General features: G+C 61.7%; 7 protein-coding genes and 1 pseudogene. 4 read left to right on the plus strand and 4 right to left on the minus strand.

The window, feature by feature from the left end; all coding sequences use genetic code 11:
* Nucleotides 1-389: DUF6456 domain-containing protein (locus MOV61_RS28425; protein ID WP_247138988.1), on the plus strand; the 389-nt coding region annotated here is incomplete at its 5' end.
* Nucleotides 390-450: 61 nt separating this feature from the next.
* Here the strand turns inward: MOV61_RS28425 and MOV61_RS28430 are convergent.
* Nucleotides 451-849 carry a helix-turn-helix domain-containing protein gene (locus tag MOV61_RS28430; RefSeq protein WP_080719130.1) on the minus strand — a complete coding sequence of 133 codons (399 nt, stop codon included), beginning with the start codon at nucleotides 847-849 and terminating at the stop codon, nucleotides 451-453.
* Nucleotides 850-901: 52 nt separating this feature from the next.
* Here MOV61_RS28430 and MOV61_RS28435 point away from each other — a divergent pair, with 52 nt between their 5' ends.
* On the plus strand, nucleotides 902-1,495 hold the full coding sequence (locus MOV61_RS28435) for an NADPH-dependent FMN reductase (RefSeq protein WP_038541157.1): 594 nt from the start codon (nucleotides 902-904) through the stop codon (nucleotides 1,493-1,495).
* 98 nt (nucleotides 1,496-1,593) lie between these two features.
* Here the strand turns inward: MOV61_RS28435 and MOV61_RS28440 are convergent, their stop codons facing one another.
* Nucleotides 1,594-2,355: an SDR family NAD(P)-dependent oxidoreductase gene (locus MOV61_RS28440; protein ID WP_038541159.1), complete on the minus strand. Its 762-nt coding sequence runs from the start codon at nucleotides 2,353-2,355 to the stop codon at nucleotides 1,594-1,596.
* A 154-nt stretch (nucleotides 2,356-2,509) separates the two neighbouring features.
* Here MOV61_RS28440 and MOV61_RS28445 point away from each other — a divergent pair, with 154 nt between their 5' ends.
* Nucleotides 2,510-3,130, plus strand: a complete 621-nt coding sequence (locus MOV61_RS28445; protein ID WP_247138989.1) for a TetR/AcrR family transcriptional regulator — start codon at nucleotides 2,510-2,512, stop codon at nucleotides 3,128-3,130.
* Here the strand turns inward: MOV61_RS28445 and MOV61_RS28450 are convergent.
* Complete coding sequence (locus tag MOV61_RS28450; protein WP_038541161.1) at nucleotides 3,114-3,536, minus strand: SufE family protein; 423 nt, start codon at nucleotides 3,534-3,536, stop codon at nucleotides 3,114-3,116. The genes MOV61_RS28445 and MOV61_RS28450 overlap by 17 nt on opposite strands.
* Nucleotides 3,537-3,754: 218 nt before the next feature.
* On the minus strand, nucleotides 3,755-4,174 hold the full coding sequence (locus tag MOV61_RS28455; protein ID WP_247138990.1) for a DUF5330 domain-containing protein: 420 nt from the start codon (nucleotides 4,172-4,174) through the stop codon (nucleotides 3,755-3,757).
* A 465-nt stretch (nucleotides 4,175-4,639) separates the two neighbouring features.
* Here MOV61_RS28455 and MOV61_RS28460 point away from each other — a divergent pair.
* Nucleotides 4,640-4,828, plus strand: a pseudogene (locus MOV61_RS28460) (two-component sensor histidine kinase); the annotation flags it as partial.

Here is a 4,828-nt window from a genome sequence, read left to right on the forward strand (position 1 = left end):
AGGCGGGAGAACGACTGCTCGCCGATTTCACCCGCGGGCAGCTCCAGCTGCGCGTCACCGCCTCCTGGGAGCCGCGGCTCGCCACCCGCGCCAAGGGCTCCGCCGGTGGCCAGGCCGACATCGCCGACAGCGCGATATCCGCCCGAAACCGTTTTTCGAGAGCGGTGGACGCGATGGGACCGGAACTTTCCGGCGTCGCGATGGATGTCTGCTGCTTTGCCAAGGGGCTGGAGACGGTGGAACGCGAACGCCAATGGCCGGCGCGCTCGGCCAAACTCATGCTGCGCACCGCGCTGCTGGCGCTTGCCCGCCATTATGCCCCGCCGGCTCTGCCAAAACGCCGCCAGAGCCATCATTGGGGCGCGGAAGATTTCCGGCCGGCCTTATGACGGAGAAGACTTGTGAGGCTGACGCTGCATGCCGCTTGTGAGCGGCTCCAGAAGCGCCGGCCTAACGCGCTGCCCGGTTCGCTGCATAAGCGGCGCGGGCGGCGTCGATCCTCGGGGAATTCGCATGGGTCCAATCGGCCAGTGCCTGCACCGGCTCCCAAAAGTCCCGGCCGAGGTCCGTCAGGGCATACTCCACCTGCGGAGGCGTCGTCGGGGTGACTGTCCGCGTCACGAAACCATTCTCCTCAAGATCGCGAAGAGTGGAAGCCAGCATCTTCTGGCTAATCTCGCCGATCTCCCGCTTCAGTGCATTGAAGCGAAGAGGGCCGTTACCCAGAACGCGCACGACCAGAAGCGTCCACTTGTCGCTGATCCGGGCCAGCATGCGGCTGATCGGCCCGCAAGACCTGGTATCCTCGCGGTTACCTGGTATCCGAAAAGTGCTGTCTTGATGAGGCATTCGATCCTCGGATAGATGGTTACGGACAGAAACCAACATACATGAGGATACTATGGTTCTGAAGCCCAAAATCGCGGTCATTATCGGCTCTACCCGCCCCACCCGCTTTGCCGACAGGCCGGCACAGTGGATGTTGAAGCAGGCGCAGGCGCGTGACGACATCGAGGTCGAACTGGTCGATCTGCGCGACCATCCGCTGCCGTTCTTCGACGAGATGGCCTCGAACATGTGGATGCCGAGCCAAAACCCGCAAGCTGTGCGCTGGCAGGAAACCGTCGGCCGCTTCGACGGCTACATCTTCGTGGTCGCGGAGTACAATCATTCGCTCACCGGCGTGCTCAAGAACGCCCTCGATCAGGCTTACAAGGAATGGAACCGGAAACCCTTTACCGCCATCGGTTACGGCGGCACGGGTGCGTCGCGCGCGGTGGAACACCTGCGCGGCATCGGGGTCGAGCTGCAGATGGTATCGACCCACGCCGCCGTCCATATCGGTGGCGGAGACTTCATGGCGGTCGCCCCGAGGGGCGGCAACAAGCCGATCGAGGAGATCGAGGCAAATCTGCTGCCTTCGGCCAAAACGGCGCTCGACGAACTGGTCTGGTGGGCAAAGGCCACAATGGCCGCCAAGGCAGCGGAAGCCTGACCCCTTGACGCGAGCGTCCCTGAGCTTCGTTCGAAGCTCAGGGACTTTTCGCTGGTGATCCGATCCGGATTGGATGTCGAAGCTCCCGGCTTCGTCACTCAGATTCCGAGGCCGCCGGCTACATTCACGGTCTCTCCGTTGATGTAGCCCGCATGCGGTCCGGCCAGGAAGCAGATGGTTTCGGCCACTTCCTCGAGCGTTGCGATGCGACGGATCGGATGCATGTCCAGGATGGCGTCACGGTTCGGAAGCTCGCCGGCAACGTCCGCGGCCATGTCGGTCGGCATGATGCCCGGCTGGACCACGTTCACGGTGATATTGCGCCGGCCAAGGTCGCGGGCAATGCCCTTCGCATAGCCGGCGAGCGCCCACTTGGTTCCGGTATAGTCGGCGACACCGGGGAAGGGGACGTAGGAGCCGAGGAGCGAGCCGACGAAGATGATCCGGCCACCGTCGGTCAGCTTTTGCGCCGCCGCACGGGTATTGGCGATCGTGCCCAGCACGTTGACCTGCCACTGGCGATTATAGTTGTCCCCGTCGAGTTCCGGATCGTCGACCATCTGACCCTGGATGGCGATGCCGGCATTGTTGACGAGGATATCGAGCCTGCCGAATTCCGCCATCACCCGGTCGATCAGGGGTTTTGCGGAAGAAAGGTCGGCCTGGTCGCTCTGGACCGCGATCGCGCGAACCCCCTTTGCCCTGAGTTTCTCCACGACGGCTTTCGCCTTGTCGGCCGAGGCCGCGTAGCTGATCGCGACATCCGCTCCGTGATCGGCGAACGCTTCCGCCGTCGCCGCACCGAGGCCGCGCGAACCGCCGGTGATGAGGACGACCTTCCCCTTGAATATGTTGGACATGAGTATCTTTTCCCTATTCGACGAGGGCTCCACTCGATCTTGTCGAGCGGCCCAATTTCATAACGTATGTTACGATAACGATCGGTATGAAATTTGACATTGATGGTCAAGGGGCTTTAATAACGGTCATTATGAAAAAGGCCGAGCAGAGCTGATGGGACGCCATCGCGAATTCGATGTGGAGAAGGTGCTCGACGCCGCGATATGCGTCTTCTGGCGCAAGGGCTATGAGGGCGCCTCCTATGCCGACCTGACCGAGGCGGCGGGTGTCGAAAGACCGGCCCTCTATTCCGCATTCGGCAATAAGGAAGCGCTCTTCCGCAAGGCCCTGGTGCGCTACTACGAGCGGTATGTGGACTATGTTCCCGCTGCACTCCAGTTGCCCACGGCGCGCGAGGTTGCGGCGCACCTTCTCCAGGGTGCAATCGACCTCACCACCCGTTATCCCGACCATACGGGATGCCTTGGCATCCAGGGTGTCCTGGCGGGGTCGGATGAAGCGGAGCCTGTCCGCCAGGCCTTGATCGAGGCGCGCGCCGAAGCCGAGGCGCAGCTTCGCCAACGCTTCGAGCGGGCAAAGGCCGAGGGCGACCTGCCGGAGACGGCGAGGCCCGATACGCTTGCAGCATTCCTGATGGCCGTTCTTCACGGCATGGCGGTGCAGGCCAAAGCCGGTTTCAGTCGCGACACGCTGGAGGCCGTTGCCGAGCAAGCGCTCTCCACGTGGCCAACGGATGCGCGTGAGCGGTCCTTGCGCCCTAAGCCGCAGCCCTGATCCTTGCCTCTTCCCGGATCCGCTTGACCATCGAGCGCAGCCCGTTGGCGCGCTGGGACGACAGGTGTTCGACAAGCCCGATACGGTCGAAGATCTCGATCGCATCTGTGGCGGCGATCTGAGAAGCGGTCTTGCCGGAATAGACCGCGAGCACGATGGCGACCAAGCCGCGCACGATATGGGCGTCCGAATCACCCTCGAAGGTCATCACCGGATCGGCGCTGCCGTCCCCGAGATGGCTGACCAGCCAGACCTGGCTCGCACAGCCCTGCACCTTGTTCTCCGCCGTCTTCTGGTCGTCGGGAAGGTCCGGCAGCGCCTTGCCGAGTTCGATCACGTAACGATAGCGGTCTTCCCACTCGTCGAGGTATTCGAAATCTTCGATGATTTGCTCGAGGCTGGCCATAAGCGCTCCGGTTCTTCTATCCGCTCCATATAGGCACTGCAGGCCGGGATAAAAGCGAAAAAAAACGCCGTGAGGGGTAATCCTCACGGCGTCAGCAAAATGCTGAATGACAGGGCAGGCAGTCCGGCGCTGGGAACCATGGCTATCAGAGCCCGGCGCAAGTTTTGAAATTCGAATTCGAAAGAGACATCCGCAACGCTGTTTGTCAGCGCGTCAACCTAACGAATGGGCCGTTTCTGCGGGACCGGCACGGTGCCGGTGAAGATAGTGTCGGCAACAGCAGCGGCTGCCGTTTCGGCCTGTCTGGCCGGGAATGGGGTCGGTTCCGGATCGGCGAGCACCGCGGTCCGGGTGCCCTTGTCGCCGAACTGCTTGTCGAGCAGCTCGAAGGCGACCTGGGCGCCTTGCCTGGCCCTCGTGCCGAGCGCCGAGAAGGTCTCGGCACCCTTTTCGCAGACCTCAGGCTTTTCGGTGCAGATGGCGCTCACATATTGATAGGCTTCGGTCGCAGCCGAAAAGGCATTACTGACCTGCAGGGGCGAAAGCCTGTCGGTCTCGGTCGCCGGCTTGCTGCTGAAGTAGGAAAGCACCACCAGCACCGCCGCGAACCACATACTTCCCTTGATGAGAAACCACATCGCTCTGTCCACCTGTTTTTTCCCGCTTCTGTCTTCAAGCGGGCCGCCGGATCTGTGCCGGTCTTGAACATGGTTGTACCGCCGGGAAGCGAATATGGCTTTGACGGGACCGTTCGGTTTTTCGGCAAATTTGCCTAAAATGCGAAATATCTGCATTTGCAGCGCCTTTGTCGCGAACTTGAATCGAATTTTAGCGATCGATGTTAAGCATAATTGCGGCAGCCCACCCGAACCCGTTGGCTTTCCTGGCCGCGCGCTTGCCACAAAGGTTAACGTTCTAGGAAAAATCGAAGCAAATCCGTCGCTTACGTTGCGTTAACCACAAGCTCAGAAGGCTTGTCCCATCTGTCCCAAAGCCGGATTTTGGGTCATTGCGGGGCCTCCCGCACCCCCTTGTTTTATCCTTTCCTTAAGCCACGGAGGCCTATTGTCGGCTTCAACAACCGAGTCTGTGCAGGGTTTTGCGTGCGCGTATTGAGTAACATTGCCGGAAAGGCGGTCATGCTGGTCGATGAGACCGCCACCCGCTGGCTGACGCGCCTCGGCGAGGGCGAGACCGCGCGCGCCGGTGAAATTGCCCAGTTCCGCCGCCTCGTCTTCTGTGGCCTTGGCGCACTGCTGACCGTGCCGCCGGCGCTGTCGCTGCTGTTGCCG

This window comes from Neorhizobium sp. BETTINA12A, from assembly GCF_023006485.1.
In the GTDB taxonomy this organism is placed as follows: domain Bacteria; phylum Pseudomonadota; class Alphaproteobacteria; order Rhizobiales; family Rhizobiaceae; genus Neorhizobium.

Coding starts and splice junctions, on each gene's coding strand:
- MOV61_RS28450 (WP_038541161.1), bottom strand. CDS start 3,536: ATGGCCAGCCTCGAGCAAATCATCGAAGATTTCGAATACCTCGACGAG.
- MOV61_RS28445 (WP_247138989.1), top strand. CDS start 2,510: ATGGGACGCCATCGCGAATTCGATGTGGAGAAGGTGCTCGACGCCGCG.
- MOV61_RS28435 (WP_038541157.1), top strand. CDS start 902: ATGGTTCTGAAGCCCAAAATCGCGGTCATTATCGGCTCTACCCGCCCC.
- MOV61_RS28430 (WP_080719130.1), bottom strand. CDS start 849: ATGCCTCATCAAGACAGCACTTTTCGGATACCAGGTAACCGCGAGGAT.
- MOV61_RS28440 (WP_038541159.1), bottom strand. CDS start 2,355: ATGTCCAACATATTCAAGGGGAAGGTCGTCCTCATCACCGGCGGTTCG.
- MOV61_RS28455 (WP_247138990.1), bottom strand. CDS start 4,174: ATGTGGTTTCTCATCAAGGGAAGTATGTGGTTCGCGGCGGTGCTGGTG.